This window comes from Rhizobium sp. RU36D, from assembly GCF_900176345.1.
GTDB lineage: Bacteria > Pseudomonadota > Alphaproteobacteria > Rhizobiales > Rhizobiaceae > Allorhizobium.
Genome location: NZ_FWXU01000002.1, coordinates 286,986 through 304,814 on the forward strand (window position 1 = coordinate 286,986; position 17,829 = coordinate 304,814).

The window sequence follows — 17,829 nt, forward strand, 5'->3', positions numbered from 1 at the left end:
CCTCACTCGAATCCGAGAAATTCGAAGATGTCCCGGTCCTTCATCGGCGAGGCTTCAAGCGCTGGCGTCCCCGCCCACAGGCGTTCGGCCAGTTGCAGATATTCCTTCTGGATCGCCAGGATTTCCGGGCTGTCGCCCATTTCGAACAGCGTGCTCTTCTTCAGGCGGCTCAGCCGCACATGGTCGCTATCGGGCACATGGGCGAGGCGCTTCAGCCCGATTGCCTCATTGTAGCGGTCGATCTGGTCGGTCTCGCGCGAGCGGTTGGCGATCACACCGCCGAGCCGGACATCGTAATTCTTCGACTTCGCCTTGATGGCGGCGACGATGCGGTTCATCGCGAAGATGGAATCGAAGTCGTTGGCGGCAACTATGACCGCGCGTTCGGCATGTTGCAGCGGCGAGGCAAAGCCGCCGCAGACGACATCGCCCAGCACGTCGAAGATCACGACATCGGTGTCATCGAGCAGGTGGTGCTCCTTCAGGAGCTTCACCGTCTGGCCGACGACATAGCCGCCGCAGCCGGTGCCGGCCGGCGGGCCGCCCGCCTCGATGCACTGCACGCCGTTGAAGCCTTCAACCATATAGTCTTCCGGCCGAAGTTCCTCGGTGTGAAAATCCACCTTTTCCAGCACGTCGATGACGGTCGGGATCAGGCTCTTGGTCAGCGTGAAGGTGGAATCATGCTTGGGATCGCAGCCGATCTGCAGCACGCGCTTGCCGATCATCGAAAAGGCGACGGACAGGTTGGACGAGGTGGTGGACTTGCCGATGCCGCCCTTGCCATAGACGGCAAAGACCTTGGCGCCGTCGATCTCCATCGTCGGATCGAGATGGACCTGGACGCTGCCCTCGCCATCGGCGTTTCGGCGCAGCCTTTCGGCAATGCGGGCCTCCCGCTCCACGGTCTTGGGATGGGTAAAGATATTCATTGTGCAGCTTCCCTGAACAGGCCTTCAAGACGGTCTTCCAGCTCCTCACCGGCCAGCCTGAGCGCGGCGAGGGTTTCGGCATCGGGCTGCCAATAGTTGCGTTCGTGCGCTTCCATCAGCCGCGCGGCGACGCGGGATGTGGAGGCGGGATTGAGCGTGGCCAGCCGCTGCCGCATCTGCGGATCGAGCAGGAAGGTCTCGGTCATCTGTTGGTAGACCCAGGGTTCAACGCCGCCTGTCGTCGCCGACCAGCCAAGCGTGTTCGTCACCTGCGTCTCGATATTGCGCACGCCTTCATAGCCGTGCTTCAGCATGCCCTCGAACCATTTGGGGTTAAGGGTGCGCGTGCGGGTTTCCAGCGCCACCTGCTCGCCGAGCGTGCGCACCTTGCCCTCGCCCTGGGTCTGGTCTGAAATGAAGACCGGCAGCGATGACTCACCCTTGGCGCGCATCACTGCCTTGGTCAGGCCACCCAGCGTATCGAAGTAGTTCTCGATCGTGGTCACGCCGATCTCGACGGAATCGAGATTCTGATAGGCCATATCGACCTCGCCCAGGACAGCATCGAGCACCTCGGCCTGGTGGCTGGTCTTGCCCTTGCGGTTGATCGCGAAGCTCTTGCGGTTGGTATAGGTGTCGGCAATCTCCTGGTCGTCGGACCAGGACGAGGAGCCGATCAGCATGTTGACATTGGCGCCATAGGCTCCGTCGGCATTGGAAAAGACCCGGTAGGCAGCGGCTTCGATATCGCAGCCATGGCTTTCGCTATAGGCGAGTGCATGCTTGCGGATGAAGTTCATCGAGACAGGCTCGTCGGCGGTCGCTGCCAGATAGCTTGCCTCGGCCAGCATGCTGGCCTGGATCGGCAGCAGATCGCGGAAGATGCCCGAGAGGGTCATGACAGCGTCGATGCGCGGGCGCTTCAGGTCTTCGAGCGGGATCAGCGTCGCGCCGCAGACGCGGTTGTAGAAATCGAGCTTGGGGCGTGCACCCATCAGGGCCATGGCCTGGGCCAGCGGCGCACCGCCGGTCTTCAGGTTGTCGGTGCCCCACAGCACGATGGCAACCGTTTCCGGCAGCCGTCCGTCGATCTTCATGTAGCGTTCCAGCACCCGCGCCGCCTGGCGCTCGCCATCCTGGACGGCAAAGGCGCTCGGGATGCCGAAGGGGTCGAAACCGTGGATGTTGCGGCCGGTCGGCAGGAGTTCGGGCGTGCGCAGCAGATCGCCCGAGGGAGATGGCATGACGAACCGCCCATCCAGCGCCTTGACGATGCCTTCAAGCTCTTCATTGACAATGAGGCCGGCATTCATCTGCGACAGCAGCGCTGCCATATCTAGCTGACCCTGGTCGGCGGTTCCAAGAGCTGCCGTTACGGCCGGCTGGTTCTGGTCGACGACCGCGGCGACCAGCGCCTTGATATCGCGGATCTTGGCCGCCTGCTCCATGCCGGCGGCCACATGCTCCAGCATGTCGAGCCGTTCGGCGCGGTCCATGCCACGGCCGGCCACATGCAGGCCATGGGGGATCAGGGTATATTCAAGCTCGGTCACCGCGCCGACCAAATGCTGGATGAAAGCCGCGTCGCCGGCATCGGCGATCGTTTCCACCAGCTCCAACTGCCCGGCCTGGACGCGGATCAGTGACATCAGGCGCTCGCGCTCAGCCACGGCATCCGGCAGGGTGAGGCGATAGCGGTCGAGGCTCGCCTTCAGCTCGCTCAACCCCTTGTAGAGCCCTGCCTGGGTGATCGGCGGTGTCAGATAGGAGATCAGCGTCGCAGCCGAGCGGCGCTTGGCGATAGAGCCTTCGGCCGGATTGTTGGCGGCGTAGAAATAGAAGTTCGGCAGCCCTTGCAGGATCCTGTCCGGCCAGCAGGTGCCGGAGAGACCCGTCTGCTTGCCCGGCATGAATTCCAGCGCGCCATGGGTGCCGAAATGCAGCACGGCATCCGCGCCGAAGCCCTCCCGCAGATAGCGGTAGTAGGCGGCAAAGGCATGATTGGGCGCAAAGCCTGTCTCGAACAGCAGGCGCATCGGGTCGCCCTCGTAGCCGAAGGGCGGTTGGATGCCGACCAGCAGCTTGCCGAACTGGCGGCCGAGCACGAAGATGCCGCGGCCATTGCTCAACACGCGCCCTGGTGCCGGGCCCCAATGTTTCTCGATATCGGCCAGATGCCGCTCCCGCCGCACATGGTCGTCGGTGGCGATCACGGCGTGCACATTGGCCTCTGTGCCATGCAGCGCTGCGTTGCCTTCAAGGATCATCTCGCGCAGGGCATCGACACTCGGCGGCACGGCGATGTCATAGCCCTCGGCGGAGAGCCTGGTCATGGTCGCGTACAGGCTTTCGAACACTGACAGGAAGGCCGCGGTGCCGATGCTGCCGCTGTTGGGCGGATAGTTGAAGATGGTGATCGCCAGCCGGCGGTCGCTGCGGGCGGCGCGGCGCAGGTCGACCATCGTCGCCAGGCGATCGGCCAGCAGGCTGACGCGTTCGTCGTCCGGCTGCATGCAGGCACGGCCGGTCGGGCATTGTCCCAGCTCCCGGGCACAGATGCAGGCCTTTGCCTTGCCGCCGCAATCGGAGCGGCCGCCGATGACCATGGAGCCGGTGGCGCCATCGAGTTCGGGGATCGCCACCATCAGGGTCGTCTCGATCGGCGTCAACCCTTGCGAAGACGCCTGCCAGGCCTCCCTGGACTGAAACTCGGTGACGAAGGCCGAGAGATAGGGAATGTCGAGCTGTTCCAGGGTCTTGGAGGCAGCTTTTGAATCGCTGTAGGCCGGCCCGCCGACAAGCGAGAAGCCGGTGAGCGAGCAAAGCGCGTCGATCTTCAACCCGCCCTCGGCCGGGTCCATGAAACGGGAAATGGCCGAGCGCATGTCCAGCCCGCTGCAGAACACCGGAACGACCCTATAGCCGCGGGTTTCCAGCGCCGCGATCACCCGGTCGTAATGGCCGGTATCGCCTGACAGGATATAGGTGCGCAGCAACAGCAGCCCGATCGTGCCTCGGCAATCGGTGACCTGCGGGAGCTGCTTCAGCTGGGTGGTGACGCGTGGCTTGAGGCGCGGATGATAAAGCCCGACATCGGGATAGGCCACCGGCTCGCCGACGATGATGCGGCCTTGCAGCGCCTTGCGCTCTCCCTTGGCATATTTGCTGACCAGCAGCCGCACCATATTGGCGATGTTCTCGTCGGAGGCGGCGATCCGGTATTGCAGCGTCAGGAAGTAGTTGCGCACGTCCTGCGCCGTGCCGGGAATGAAGCGCAGCAATTGCGGCAGGCGGCGCAGCATGGCGAGCTGGCGTTCGCCCGCCGTCTTGCCGCTGTCGCGCCCATTGCGCGAGCTGGAGCCGCGCAGCTTTTTCAGGAGCGCCAGCGGTCCCTTCTGCTCCTCGCTCATGCGGAAGCGGCCCATGCTGGTGAATTTCATGATCGTGCCGGCCGACATGCAGCATACCATGGCGTCGCATGCGCGGTGGCGGGCCTCAAGCACATCGGCAATCGCGGCGACATGCTCCTCGACGAAGATCATCGAGACGATGATGATGTCGCCCTCAAGGATCGCCGCGCGGCAGGCGGCGAGGCTTGCAGGATTTTCGGCCCAGTCGGTCGCGGCATGGACGGAGAGCGTCAGGCCTGGCAGGTCACTGGCCAGTGAGCGGCGGGCATCGTCCACCGCGGCCGCAATGTGATTGTCTAGCGTGACCAGCACCACCCTTATGGGGGCGCTGTCAGCGGGCGAAATGGGCTTTCGCGTCATACAGCGTCTCCACGGTGATGGGTCGGATACCTTTGCTTGCGGCAAAGAGTTCGGTATTGCGGCGCGCCTTGCCACGGACGAAGAACGGAACCTTCTTCAGCTCCTTCTCCGCGTCGCTGGTCCAGACCAGCGTTTCCGCGGCGAGTGCCGGCGCGTCCTCGATGATTTCGGCGGCATGGGGATACAGATGCGAGGCAGCGGCACCGTCGTTGAATTCGAAGTCATCGCGGAACATCTGCAGCAGATGCTCCTCCAGGCCCATCATCAGCGGATGGACCCAGCTGTCGAAGATCACGTTCGCGCCTTCAAACCCCATCTGCGGCGAGTAGCGGGCCGGAAAATCCTGCACATGCACCGGCGCCGAGATCACGGCGCACGGCACCCGCAGTCGCTTGGCGATGTGGCGTTCCATCTGCGTGCCGAGCACCAGTTCCGGCCGGGCTGCGATGATAGCTGCTTCGACGTCGAGATGGTCGTCGCTGACCAGCGCCTCGATCCCGTAGGCTTGCGCCGCCTCGCGGATCTCGCGGGCGAATTCGCGCATGTATGTGCCGAGCCCGCAGACGCGGAAGCCCAATTCCTCCGAAGCGATGCGGGCCGCGGCAATCGCATGGGTCGCATCGCCGAAGATGAAGACGCGCTTGTTGGTGAGGTAATTGCTGTCGACGGAGCGCGCATACCAGGTCAGGCGGTCGCGGCCGGAGGCCTGGTCTTGGCCCGCCTCCCTTGGCGCAAGTCCGGCCAGGGCGCGGACCTCCGCCAGGAAATCCTGCGTCGCGCCAATGCCGATCGGAACCGTCGAGACATAGGGCATGCCATAGGTCTTCTTCAGCCAGCGGGCCGTCACGTCGGCGAGTTCGGGATAGAGCACGATATTGAAGGCGGCGTCCGGCAGCCGGGCAAGATCGGCAGGGCTGGCACCCAGCGGTGCCACGACGCGCACGTCGAGCCCCTCTTCCGTCAGCAGCCGCACGATCTCGGTCACGTCGTCGCGGCAGCGGAAGCCGAGCGAGGTCGGCCCGAGAATATTGCAGCTGTTGGCCGGGATCTCCGCGGGGCGGGTGGCCGAGCCGGCAAAGGCGCGCACAAGGCGATAGAAGGTTTCCGATGCGCCCCAGTTTTCCTTCTTCTGATAGGAGGGAAGCTCGAGCGGCACGACCGGCACGTTTACGTCCAGTGTGCGGGCCAGCCCGCCCGGATCGTCCTGCAGCAGCTCCGCCGTGCAGGAGGCGCCGACCAGAAGCGCCTCAGGCTCGAAGCGGGCCACCGCATCGCGGCAGGCGGCCTTGAAGATATCAGCGGTGGAGCCCGAGAGATCGCGCGCCTGGAAGGTGGTGTAGGTGACCGGCGGACGCGAGGCCCGACGCTCGATCATCGTGAACAAGAGGTCGGCATAGGTGTCGCCCTGCGGCGCATGAAGCACGTAATGCACGCCCTTCATCGAGGCGGCGATGCGCATGGCGCCAACATGGGGAGGTCCTTCATAGGTCCACATCGACAGCTTCATTGCGCGGCCTCCCGGTTTCTGCCGGTCAGGATGCTGTTGCGCATCAGCGGCCGGGCAAAGAGTTCGGCCAGGTCGCCGGCCTGCTCGTAGCCCTGGATCGGAGTGAAGGCGAATTCGATCGACCACTTGGTGATCCGCCCTTCGGCCTCGAAGGGATTGGCAAGCCCAAGGCCGCAGACGATCAGGTCGGGATTGGCCTGGCGGCAGCGATCGATCTGGATATCGACATCCTGGCCTTCCGAAATCGCCACGCCCGGCGGCAGCAAGGCCAGTTCGCCGGCGACATGTTCGCGATGCAGATAGGGGCTGCCGATCTCGACGATCTCGGCGCCAAGCTCCTGATGCAGGTAGCGGGCGAGCGAGGGTTCCATCTGCGAATCGGGAAACAGGAAGACCCGCTTGCCATCGATCCAGGGGCGATAATGCGATATCGCCTGCTCGGCGCGGCGGCGCGGCTGGTCGACAATCCCGTCGAAGCGGGCGCGGTCGATACCGAAAGCCGATGCGATTGCCCATAGCCAGGCCGTCGTGCCCTCGGTTCCCAGGGGGAAGATGGCATCGATACGGGTGGCGCCGCGGCTTTCAAGGGCTGCGGCGGTCGCACCCAGATAGGGCTGCGCCAGGACATAGCGGGTATTGGAATCAATCGTCAGGCCGTCGGTGGCGTGGCGGCCTGGAAGGAACACGACGTCCGACAGGCCGAATGCCGAAAACAGGCGGGAAAACTGGTCTTCCACGACATCGGCCAGACAGCCGGCAACCACAAGCCTGGCTGCCCCTGATTTGGCTGGCCGCGTGGCCTGGTCCTGCACCAGGGCTGCAAGGAAGTTGTCCTCGCCCTGGGTGAAGGTCGTCTCGATGCCGCTGCCGGAATAGGCGATCACCCGGTGGCGCGGCGCATAGTGGGCATTGAGCCGCCCGGCGGCGCGGTTGAGGTCGAGCTTGATCACTTCAGACGGGCAGGAGCCGACAAGGACCAGCATGCGGATATCGGGCCGACGCTCCAGAAGCCGGGCTACCACCTGGTCCAGCTCGTCATGCATGTCCGCCATCCCGGCGAGATCACGTTCTTCCATGATTGCGGTGGCAAAGCGGGGCTCGGAAAAGATCATAACGCCGGCGGCCGACTGCATCAGATGCGCGCAGGTGCGGGAGCCGACCACCAGGAAAAAAGCGTCCTGCACCTTGCGATGCAGCCAGATGATCGATGTCAGCCCGCAAAATACTTCATGCTGCCCCCGCTGGCGGATCGTCGCAGCAGTTGCAGCCGGTGGTGTAGCGCAGGAGGTCGGCAGGGGCTGGTTCATGAGGCAACGCCCCCGGCATGGAACCCACCGCTTCGGCCTGACATGAGCAGGCTGTCGCGACGGGCGGCATCAAGCCTTGCCATCCTGAGCTTCCAGACGAACTGGCCGGCATTGACGACATAGGTGGCATAGGCGGCCAGCGCAAGCAGCATCAGCTCCTCCGATGTCAGGGAGCCCCAATAGAGCGCTGCGAGATAGGCCGTGTGCAGGCCGAGCACCAGCATGGAAAAGACGTCTTCCCAGAAGAATGGCCGCGCAAACAGGTAGCAGCCGAAGACTTCCTTTTCCCAGATCGACCCGGTGATCATGATCGCATAGAGCGTCAGGGTTTTCACGACGACGGACAGTTCGGCCCATTCAACGCCCTGGCCCGTCCAGAGGTAGCGCAGGATCAGCGACACGCTGACGAGAAACACCAGGAACTGGATGGGGGCGAGGATGCCCTGAACCAGGGTCCACCCGCTCTGATCACGCCTGCGCCGCTCCTCCTCGCTGTAGAGGATGGTGGCTTGTGCCGGTTGTTCGGTCTTGCCCTTCATGATCACGTCCCCTCCCGGATGCATCCCGTGGGGCTGCTCGGGATAGGAAACAGTAATCCCGCAATCTCAAAAGTGTCAATCTAGATTGACGTAAATTTTTATTTACATTCGCCTTTGGTCTAGGCATGCTGGACTTGCTCGCAGATCGCTGGGTGGGGCGCCGCGCGACGCATAGCTCTGATCGCTGATGGGAGGCGTTTCCGCGCGGGCACATGGACAGAACCTTCATCGATGGCGCAGACTGTCCAGCCCTTGCGGCACCAAGACCGGCGACGACGCCTAATTCCAATGGATCACTTGCCCCCCATGGCTGGGCGGGCTACTTACTGACCGAAGAACGAGAAAAGCTCCGCAGCATCATTCACGCAACGGTGGCGCCCATGACCGCCGAAAGGCTGGCATCGCGGTACGACATAGGTTTGGAGCACGATAACCGCTACAGCAAGGCTCTGGCCTCGTTCTGCGATCTCGTGGTGCGACCGGGCGTCCGCACGTCCATGCTTCTCGACTTCCTGCGGCGGGAATTGCCATCCGGAGAGCCGGAATTCGTCAAATATCTGTTCATCGAGACCACGGCCCGCCAGCTCGGCAGCAAGTGGATCAGCGACGACTGCGATTTCGTGGACGTCACCATCGGCGCCGCGCGGCTGCAGGAGCTGATCAAGCTGCTGTCGTTCCAGATCAAGAGCCTGCACTCGGATCCCAATGCACCGCTGGCCGTGCTGCTGACCCCGTTCGGCGAGCAGCACACGCTGATGCAGCACATGCTGGGCCTGTTGTTCGATGCCATGGGCTGGTCTACGCATCTGCTGGATGGCAGGGAACCAAAGGACCCCTATGTTTGTTCGCTCATCGAACAGGCCGATGTGGTTTGCATCGGCTGGAGCAATCAGCAACTCAAGGGTGCCTTCGGCGATCTTGTCTCAACGGTAAGGTCGTGTCGTCCGGATAGCCGGGTGCCCATTGTCGTCGGCGGTGCAGCAGCCTTGGATTCCATTGATTTTCTTGTAGGTTTGGGGATTGACTGCATATGTGACAGCGTTTACTCCGCTACTCGGATTTGCGAAAGATTTTTCGAACTCGAAACGATTAGTCGGCGGACAAAAGCGTCGGGCCGGAGGGCGGCTGTCAATGCCAGTGGACTTGATGGGCTCGTACGATGAAGCCCGTTAACGGCAAGAACGCGGCGCAAGGCCTGGAGGTCGCCGTCAGTTTGCTGAAGGCGATGGATGCCAAGTCCATCGGCTCCATCATCGGCCTCGGTGCCGACATCGTCTTGCTCGTCGACCATGACGGCCACGTCGTCAGCACCCATTGGTCAGATCCTGATATCGGTAGTTACGGTTTCGACAAGGCCGCGGGCAAGCGCCTGCAGGACCTGGTCACGATGGAATCCGTCATCAAGGTCGATGCCATGCTGACCGGCGAGGACAAGGTGCGCCACGCGCGCGGCTACCAGATCAATCATCCAAGCCACGGCCGGCCGGACCTTCCGGTGCTGTATTCGGCCTTTTCGTCGGCGGATTTTCCCTACACGCTCGTCATCGGCCGCGACCTGCGCCAGCAGATGCAGGACCAGCAAAGGCTGGTCGAGACCCAGCTGGAACTGGAGGCGGATTACCGGGAGCTGCAGGAGGCCGAGGCCCGCTATCGCACGGCGTTCCGGATCTCCACCATTGCCCATCTGATGATCGATGGCGAACGAAAAACCGTGCTCGATGCCAATGCGGCGGCGGTAAGCCTGCTCGGCACGGGAGCGGCGAGCCTTGCCGGCAAGCCGATGCGCGATCTATTCCGCAAGCAGGATCGCGATCTCCTGAGCGACGCCATGGGCGAGGCGCGCCACAGCCCGAACCCGGTGCAACTGGACACGCTGAAGACCGCCAAAGGCGAGGCGATTTCGCTTAATCTGCGCTCCTACCGGGAAAATGGCGTCACAAACCTCATCGTATCCGCCTGGCCGAGCGCCGACACGCAGGAGACCAAGCGGCAGCATGTCGACCGTCCCAGCGAGCATGTCGTCGACCTCGCCGACATCCCGGAAGCGTCGGTACAGACCAATGCCCAGGGGCAGGTCCTTTCCGCCAATACCCTGTTCCTCGATCTCGTCCACGCGCCCTCGGTGGCGCAGGTGGTCGGCAGGAACCTTGCGACCTGGTTCTCCCGGTCTCCGCTCGATGTCCACCTGCTTTATTCCCGCCTGGCGGAAGAGCAGATCATCAGGGGTTTCTCCTCGATCCTGACGGACAATCTCGCCGGCGACCGTTCCGTGCAGATATCAGCGCGTCGAAATCCTGAGTCGGGACAGATCCAGATCGTGCTCATCGCGCAGCCGGCCGTCTCGGAACGTCCCGCCATCCCCGCGCCGGGCGTGACGGATCAGGCCGAGGGCTTTGCCAATCTGGTGGGCAAGGTTCCGTTGAAGGAACTGATTCGCGAATCGCTCGATGTCATCGAGAAGATCTGCATCGAAGCCGCCCTCGACCAGACCAACAACAACAGGGCATCCGCCGCCGAAATTCTCGGCCTGTCCCGGCAGAGCCTTTACATCAAGCTTCGGCGCCACGGCCTCGAAGACTATCGCCCCGCGAACTGACACCTTCAATACCGTCCAACCATCAAGTCCGCATGGTCTCATGGCCATGCCAGGGGGATGGTGCGCATCGTGCTGCGCTGCGGAAGTGTCAACATAGTCGATAGTGTCAATTTTTGTTGACACATGTCAGGGCCGGGCATAGCATTTGGCCATGGATATCACCCGCAACCCTACCGATCATGGCGACTGGCCGAGCCCCTCCGCGGTGCTGGCTTTGCTGAAGCCCATCACGTGGTTTCCACCCATGTGGGCCTATGCCTGCGGCGCCATCTCGTCCGGCCAGCCCTTCGGCTCCATGGCATGGGCGGCCTTGGCCGGCGTGGTTCTGGCGGGCCCGCTGTTGTGCGGCACCAGCCAGGCTGCCAATGACTGGTTCGATCGCCATGTGGATGCCATCAACGAGCCGCACCGGGTCATACCATCGGGTCGCATGCCGGGGCGCTGGGGGCTCTATATCGCCATCGCCATGTCGCTGATCTCGGCGCTGACGGCGGCCCTGCTCGGTCCTTACGTGTTTGTCGCGTCCCTGGTAGGACTGGCCTTTGCCTGGGCCTACAGTGCGCCGCCGCTGCGGTTCAAGCAAAACGGCTGGATCGGCAATGGCGCCGTCGGCCTGAGCTATGAAACCCTGCCCTGGATCACCGCGGCAACGGCCGTCACCGGCCTGGCGCCGTCCATGCCCGTCATGGTCCTTGCCCTGCTCTACGGCATCGGCGCCCATGGCATCCTCACACTCAACGATTTCAAGTCGATCCGCGGCGACCGCAAGATGGAGATCTTGACGCTGCCGGTGCTGCACGGCGCGCGCGCCGCCGCCCGCATTGCCTGCGCTATGATGGTGCTGCCGCAAGTCGTCGTCATCGCCCTGCTGCTGCGCTGGGACCTTCCCGTCTACGGCCTTGCGGTCGGCGTGCTGACGGCCATCCAGATGACCTGCATGGTCCGCTTTCTGCGCGACCCGGTGCGGCGTGCCGTTTGGTACTCGTCGGTCGGCGTCGGACTTTATGTCAGCGGCATGATGGTGGCCGCATTTGGATTGCGCCATCTGGCCACCACGCCCTTGCCAGGCTGAAGGAGATGCCGATGCCCCGCAATGCTGCGAAGATTCCATCCTTCAGGGGTTATCGGTCAGGACTGGGATGGTTAGATATCGTCAGGCTGGGCTTGGTCCAGGCCGCCCTGGGCGCGATCGTCGTGCTGACCAATTCCACCTTGAACCGCGTCATGATCGTGGAACTCGGCCTTGCGGCCGTCATTCCCGGCCTGCTGGTCGGCATTCACTATGGCGTGCAGATCACCCGCCCTGTGTGGGGACACCGGTCCGATACCGGCGGGTCGCGCACAGCCTGGATCCTGCTCGGGCTTGCGATCCTGGCGCTCTCCGGCACGCTCGCGGCGGCCACCACCTTTCTGTTCGCGTATAGCCAGGCGCTCGCGCTGACGGTGGCATTCCTGGCCTATATCCTGATCGGTGTCGGCATCGGCGCCAGCGGCACATCGCTGCTGGCACTTATCGCCACCCGCACGGTGCCCGAACGGCGGGCAACGGCGGCGACCATCACCTGGATGATGATGATCTTCGGCATCATCGTCACCTCGATCGTCACCGGTATCCTGCTCGATCCCTATTCGCATGGGCAGTTGGTGCGCGTCACCGCCGCAACCGGCCTGGTGGCCTTTCTGATCTCCTGGCTTGCGCTCGCAGGCGTCGAAAAGAAACCGGCCATTCTTCCCGTCAAGGAGCCGTCGCAGCCCGTCGCCAGCTTCGGCCAGAGCCTGCGGGAGGTCTGGGCGGATCGCGAGGCCCGGCTGTTCACCCTGTTCATCTTCATGTCCATGCTGGCCTATTCCACGCAGGACCTGATCCTGGAGCCCTTTGCCGGGCTGCTGTTCGGCATGACACCGGGCCAGTCCACGCAGTTGTCCGGCGTGCAGCATGCGGGCATCTTCATCGGCATGGCCGTGGTCGGCCTGGGCGGGTTCGCACTTGGACGACGCTTTCCGGCCCTGCCGAAATTCTTCATCCTTGCGGGCTGCCTCGGTTCCGCCGTCGCGCTTGGCCTGCTCAGTCTCGCGGCCATGTTTGCCCCGCACTGGGCGCTCAAGCCCAATGTCTTCCTGCTCGGCTTCATGAACGGCATGTTCGCGGTGGCCGCCATCGGCACCATGATGGCGCTGGCAACGCGCGGCACCACGGGCAATGCCGGCATGCGCATGGGGGTCTGGGGTGCGGCCCAGGCGGTCTCGTTTGGCCTGGGCGGGCTGATCGGCAGCGTCGCGCTGGATCTTGGGCGGCAATTCACCGGAGCCGACAGCAGCGCTTTCGCCATGGTCTTTGCCATCGAAGCCGGCCTGTTTCTCGTGTCGGCGCTTCTGGCTGTCAGTATCCGCAGCCAGAAAAGCCCTGCCACCACCACCCATTGTTCGCTTTCGGCGCAACCGGCGGAGTGACCAAGATGGAACACGGCCTTGACCATCCCCGCCATTTGCCAGACCCAAAATGGCCCGATCTGTTTGATGTCGCCGTCATCGGCGGCGGCCCCTGCGGCGCCATTGCAGCGGAAACGCTGGTGGCGAGCGGGCGAACGGTGCTGTTGGTCGATCCCGGCAATCGCATCAAGCCCTGCGGCGGTGCCATTCCCTCCAAATCCCTCAAGGAATTTGCCATTCCTGACCACCTGGTGGTCGCCCGCGCCAATGCCGCGCGGGTGATCGCGCCATCAGGCCGCGCCGTGGATATGCGCATCGGCGAGATTGGCTATGTCGGCATGGTGGACCGGGCGACGTTCGATCCCTATCTGCGGCAAAGGGCCGAAAAGGCGGGCGCGCACCGGCTCATCGGGCGGTTGGAAACGATAGAGGACGCCGATAACGGCGTCTTGCGGCTGACGATGTCGACTGATGGGAAGTCTTCCTCGGCACGGGTTGCCGTCAGCGCGCGCATGGTCATCGGTGCTGATGGGGCAAATTCAACGGTGCGGCGGCTCAAATTTCCGCCGAGCAGCCGTCCGCCCTACGTCTTTGCCTATCACGAGATCATCGAGAGCCCCGCCGAAAGCGATCCGGACCGGTTCACGTCAGACCGCTGCGACGTGATCTATGACGGGCGCATCTCGCCGGATTTCTACGGCTGGATCTTTCCGCACGGGCCGCACACGTCCGTGGGCTGCGGCTCGGCGCTCAAGGGCCTAAACCTGCGCCAGTCCACGGCGGAACTGAGACGCGCCGCCGGGCTTGGCGATTGCCGGACGATCCGCCGGGAGGGCGCACCGCTGCCCCTGAAACCCATGCGCCGTTGGGACAATGGCCGCAACATCCTGCTGGCCGGCGATGCCGCCGGCACGGTCGCTCCGGCATCGGGCGAGGGCATCCACTATGCCATGCTGTGCGGTCGGCTATCCGCCGATGCGGTCAACACCTGTCTTGAAACGGGCAAGGCCTCCGCGCTTCGCCAGGCCCGACGCAGTTTCATGGGCGCCCATGGCCGGGTGTTTTTCATCCTCGGCATCATGCAGGCCGTCTGGTATCGCAATGACCGCCTGCGCGAGAAATTCGTGGCGATGTGCGCGGATCCGGATGTCCAGCGGCTTACCTGGGAATCCTATCTCAACAAGAAGCTCGTGCGGCGCGATCCCTTCGCCCATCTCAGGGTGTTCTTCAAGGACATGCGCGAACTCTTCCGATTACCCGCGAGGCAGAAATGACCCTTCTGCTCGACATGCTGGCGTCCGGCTGGATCAGCGCGATTGCCGTCGCCATCCTCTGGGCGGAAACCGCGGCCCTGTCGCTGATGTCGGCGAACCCGGCGGCACGCTTCCGGTCGCTCGCCGCCAATGCCTGTTCGGGCACCTGTCTTCTCGTCGCGGTGGGCCTAGCATTGCAGGGCGGAAACGGCTCGCTGATCCTGGTGCTGATGGCGGGCGCGCTTGTCGCCCACGCCATTGATATCCTGCTACGCGGCCCTATCTTCCTGCCTCGGATTGAGGCGCAGGACGGTGTAGTTGAGGAAGGCGGCCGTGCTGACCCAGGCGAGATAGGGAGCGAACACCAGAGCCGCGGCCTGCGAGATCGGCCAGGCGGTCACCAGGAAGCCAAGCACCGACAGCCACAGGACGGCGATATCGGCCAGCGCCAGGTCCATCCGGCGGCGGCCAAAGAAAAGCCAGGACCAAATGGCATTGGCGATGATCTGGCAGGTCCAGAAGGCAAGCGGCAGAGACCATCCGGCAAGCGTCCAGATGCGCCAGCCGGCATAGGCAATTCCGATATAGAGCAGCGACCAGACGACAGGAAAGGCCCATTTGGGCGGCGTCCAGGAGGGCTTGCGCAGGGTCTCGTACCATTCGCCCGGCTTGAAAAGAGCCCCACTGGAGGCGGCAAGGGCGACGATGACGATGAATACGATGGCAGACATGGCCTGCTCCATTGAATGAGGTTTGGGGCTGGAGACTACACCACCGACGGCATTGCGCAACGCTGCGGATGCAATCGGTGCCTTCGAGAGGAGTACGACACAGAGCACTTCGTTCGCCTATCCGCATTTTCAACTGCAGCATCGTCATTGGAGGTTAGAATGTCGAAATTTCTCATCGTCTCTACGCTTGTGTCCTTGGCGCTTGCGCCATCGCTCGCCCTGGCACAGGAGGGAGACGCCGCCGCCGGCAAGCTTGTGTTCAACAAGTGCATGGCCTGTCACAACGTGGATAGTGACAAGGCCAAGGTCGGCCCATCCCTGAAGGGTCTCATCGGCCGCCAGCCGGGCACCGTCGAGGGCTTCAAGTATTCGCCGGCCATGGTGGAATTCGGCGCCGGCAAGGTCTGGGATGAGGCCTTGCTCAAGACCTATCTGCCCGATCCCAAGGGCCTGGTGAAGGGCACCAAGATGGCATTTGCCGGCCTCAAGAAGGACGATGAAGTCGTCAACGTCATCGCCTATCTCAAGCAGTTCAGCACGCCGTGAGATCAGGCCAGGCTGCCTCTGGCAGCGCGCGGGACGCGGGATAAGAGCCTGAGGCCACCCGGTTTCCGCCACGCATGAGCCGCATGCGGCTCGAACCCGGCCCCACCAACAGGAATTGGCGGGGCCGTTGAGACAGCCAGGATCTGCTCGCGGGGGGAGGAAACGCCATGGGCTCGATAACTTCTTATTTGACGACGCCCATGCTGGACCGGGTGCAGGACCCATCCGACCTGCGCCGCATGCAGGATGACGAATTGCTGCAATTGGCGGACGAATTGCGCGCGGAAACCTTAAGCATCGTCGCGGAAACCGGGGGCCATCTCGGCTCCAGCCTTGGCGTCATCGAGCTGACCGTGGCCATTCACGCGGTCTTCGATACGCCCCGCGACAAGCTCATCTGGGATGTCAGCCACCAGTGCTACCCGCACAAGGTGCTGACCGGCCGCCGGCAGATGATGCGCAGCCTGCGCCGGAAGGGTGGTCCCTCCGGATTCACGCGGCGCAAGGAAAGCGTGCACGACGCCTTCGGTGCCGCCCATTCCTCCACGTCCATCTCTGCAGGGCTTGGCTTTGCCGTGGCCCGCGAACTCGGCGCCGATGTCGGCGACGTGGTCTGCGTCATCGGCGATGGGGCGATGTCGGCGGGTATGGCCTTCGAGGCGCTCAACAATGCCGGCGCGCTTGGCCAGCGCCTGTTCGTCATTCTCAACGACAATGCCATGTCGATCTCCCCGCCGTCGGGGGCACTGTCTTTCCATCTTGACCGGCTCGCCGCACCCGTCCGCGCCGGTGCGGCCGATCGTCCTGAGATCAGCCTATTCGAGCAGTTCGGCTTTGCCTATCACGGCCCTGTCGATGGCCATGATCTCACGGGATTGCTGCAAACGCTCCGCCAACTGCGCGCGAAGGGTGAAGGCCCTGTTCTCCTGCATGCGGTCACCCGCAAGGGAGCCGGCTATCAGCCCGCGGAGCAGGCGAGCGACAAATATCATGGCGTGAGCCGCTTCGATATCGCCTCCGGGGTGCAGGAAAAACTGCTGGCGAAAGCCCCGAGCTATACCAAGGTGTTTGCCACCGCCCTTGTCGCCGAGGCCGAGATTGATCCGCGCATCGTGGCGATCACGGCGGCGATGGCGGCCGGCACGGGTGTGGATATCTTCGGCCGCGTCTTTCCCGAGCGCGCCTTCGATGTCGGCATAGCCGAACAGCATGCCGTGACCTTTGCGGCCGGGCTGGCGGCGAGCGGCATGAAACCCTTCTGCGCCATCTATTCCACCTTCCTCCAGCGCGCCTATGACCAGATCGTCCATGACGTGGCGCTGCAGAGCCTGCCCGTCCGTTTTGCCATAGACCGCGCCGGACTGGTGGGCGCTGATGGCCCCACCCATGCCGGCGCCTTTGATGTCGGCTACCTGGCAAACCTGCCCGGCTTCACCGTGATGGCTGCCAGCGACGAGGCTGAACTCGTGCATATGGTGGCCACTGCAGCCGCCCATGATGCGGGGCCGATTGCCTTCCGCTATCCGCGCGGTGAGGGAACCGGCGCAGCGCTACCGGCACGCGGGACCGTGCTGCCGATCGGCAAGGGTCGTGTGATCGAGACCGGGAGCCATGTCGCGCTCCTGTCCTTCGGCACCCGTCTTGCCCCCTGTCTTGAGGCGCGGCGGGCGCTTGCCATGCGCGGCATCTCCGCCACCGTCGCCGATGCCCGCTTTGCCAAGCCGCTGGACACCCATCTGATCGAGGAGTTGTTCGCGACCCACAGACTGGTGGTGACGGTCGAGGAAGGCGCAAGCGGCGGCTTCGGCGCTCTGGTGCTGCACCATCTCGCGGGACGCGGCCTGCTGGACGGCCGCTGCGCCATCCGCAACATGACGTTGCCGGACAGTTTCATCGCTCAAGGGTCCCAGGAGGAGATGTATGACGCGGCGGGCCTGAGCGCACGCCATATCGAACAGGTGGTCGTGGAAGCCTTGCCCTGGGAGAGCAAGATGGCAATCCGGCCCGTATCGCAGGCGCCAAGCAAGCGACGTCAGCCATCGCCTTTGATGCGACCGGAGAATCGCTAGAGCAATTCCAGCAAAAGTGTGCAGCGGTTTTGCGTCCGGAATTGCGTAAGACAAATAGCTGGAACCATAATGCAGGCAAACTGCATCTGGCGGCACTAAAGAATTTGCGCATGGGCAAAGATACGGTATGTTCACCCAAGCGCGGGAGA

13 protein-coding genes are annotated in these 17,829 nt (G+C 63.6%); 7 read left to right on the forward strand and 6 right to left on the reverse strand.

Annotated elements, in window-relative coordinates; all coding sequences use genetic code 11:
* Positions 1-2: 2 nt before the first annotated feature.
* The 5 genes from bchL to bchF are packed head-to-tail and all read right to left on the reverse strand — an operon-like array spanning position 3 to position 8,055.
* Complete coding sequence (gene bchL, locus B9A97_RS04290) at positions 3-932, reverse strand: ferredoxin:protochlorophyllide reductase (ATP-dependent) iron-sulfur ATP-binding protein (protein WP_084363755.1); 930 nt, start codon at positions 930-932, stop codon at positions 3-5.
* Positions 929-4,702, reverse strand: a complete 3,774-nt coding sequence (locus B9A97_RS04295; RefSeq protein ID WP_084363756.1) for a magnesium chelatase subunit H — start codon at positions 4,700-4,702, stop codon at positions 929-931. Before B9A97_RS04295 ends, bchL begins: the two co-directional genes overlap by 4 nt.
* A complete protein-coding gene (gene bchB / locus B9A97_RS04300; RefSeq protein ID WP_084363757.1) occupies positions 4,674-6,209 on the reverse strand; it encodes a ferredoxin:protochlorophyllide reductase (ATP-dependent) subunit B in 1,536 nt (511 codons plus the stop codon). Before bchB ends, B9A97_RS04295 begins: the two co-directional genes overlap by 29 nt.
* Positions 6,206-7,516: a ferredoxin:protochlorophyllide reductase (ATP-dependent) subunit N gene (locus tag B9A97_RS04305; RefSeq protein ID WP_084363758.1), complete on the reverse strand. Its 1,311-nt coding sequence runs from the start codon at positions 7,514-7,516 to the stop codon at positions 6,206-6,208. The genes bchB and B9A97_RS04305 overlap by 4 nt, the downstream gene beginning before the upstream one ends.
* Positions 7,513-8,055 (reverse strand): 2-vinyl bacteriochlorophyllide hydratase, encoded by a 543-nt coding sequence (gene bchF, locus B9A97_RS04310; RefSeq protein ID WP_084363759.1) that lies wholly within the window; start codon positions 8,053-8,055, stop codon positions 7,513-7,515. The genes B9A97_RS04305 and bchF overlap by 4 nt, the downstream gene beginning before the upstream one ends.
* Before the next feature lie 380 nt (positions 8,056-8,435).
* On the opposite strand from bchF, the gene B9A97_RS04315 reads away from it, so the two are divergent.
* The 5 genes from B9A97_RS04315 to B9A97_RS04335 all read left to right on the forward strand — a co-directional run bounded on the left by B9A97_RS04315 (position 8,436) and on the right by B9A97_RS04335 (position 14,355).
* Positions 8,436-9,218, forward strand: a complete 783-nt coding sequence (locus B9A97_RS04315) for a cobalamin B12-binding domain-containing protein (RefSeq protein ID WP_084363760.1) — start codon at positions 8,436-8,438, stop codon at positions 9,216-9,218.
* On the forward strand, positions 9,215-10,651 hold the full coding sequence (ppsR, locus tag B9A97_RS04320; protein ID WP_084363761.1) for a transcriptional regulator PpsR: 1,437 nt from the start codon (positions 9,215-9,217) through the stop codon (positions 10,649-10,651). The genes B9A97_RS04315 and ppsR overlap by 4 nt, the downstream gene beginning before the upstream one ends.
* Before the next feature lie 151 nt (positions 10,652-10,802).
* Positions 10,803-11,723 (forward strand): chlorophyll synthase ChlG, encoded by a 921-nt coding sequence (gene chlG / locus B9A97_RS04325; RefSeq protein ID WP_084363762.1) that lies wholly within the window; start codon positions 10,803-10,805, stop codon positions 11,721-11,723.
* A gap of 11 nt (positions 11,724-11,734) precedes the next feature.
* Positions 11,735-13,102, forward strand: a complete 1,368-nt coding sequence (locus B9A97_RS04330) for a BCD family MFS transporter (protein ID WP_084363763.1) — start codon at positions 11,735-11,737, stop codon at positions 13,100-13,102.
* A 5-nt stretch (positions 13,103-13,107) separates the two neighbouring features.
* On the forward strand, positions 13,108-14,355 hold the full coding sequence (locus B9A97_RS04335; protein ID WP_084363843.1) for a geranylgeranyl diphosphate reductase: 1,248 nt from the start codon (positions 13,108-13,110) through the stop codon (positions 14,353-14,355).
* A 248-nt stretch (positions 14,356-14,603) separates the two neighbouring features.
* Here the strand turns inward: B9A97_RS04335 and B9A97_RS04340 are convergent, their stop codons facing one another.
* Complete coding sequence (locus tag B9A97_RS04340) at positions 14,604-15,065, reverse strand: TspO/MBR family protein (RefSeq protein ID WP_084363764.1); 462 nt, start codon at positions 15,063-15,065, stop codon at positions 14,604-14,606.
* 159 nt (positions 15,066-15,224) lie between these two features.
* Here B9A97_RS04340 and B9A97_RS04345 point away from each other — a divergent pair, with 159 nt between their 5' ends.
* Positions 15,225-15,611, forward strand: coding sequence for a c-type cytochrome (locus tag B9A97_RS04345; RefSeq protein WP_084363765.1), 387 nt, complete (start codon positions 15,225-15,227; stop codon positions 15,609-15,611).
* A 167-nt stretch (positions 15,612-15,778) separates the two neighbouring features.
* Entirely contained in the window at positions 15,779-17,680 is a 1,902-nt protein-coding gene (locus B9A97_RS04350) for a 1-deoxy-D-xylulose-5-phosphate synthase (RefSeq protein ID WP_084363766.1), read from the forward strand.
* Positions 17,681-17,829 lie beyond the last annotated feature (149 nt).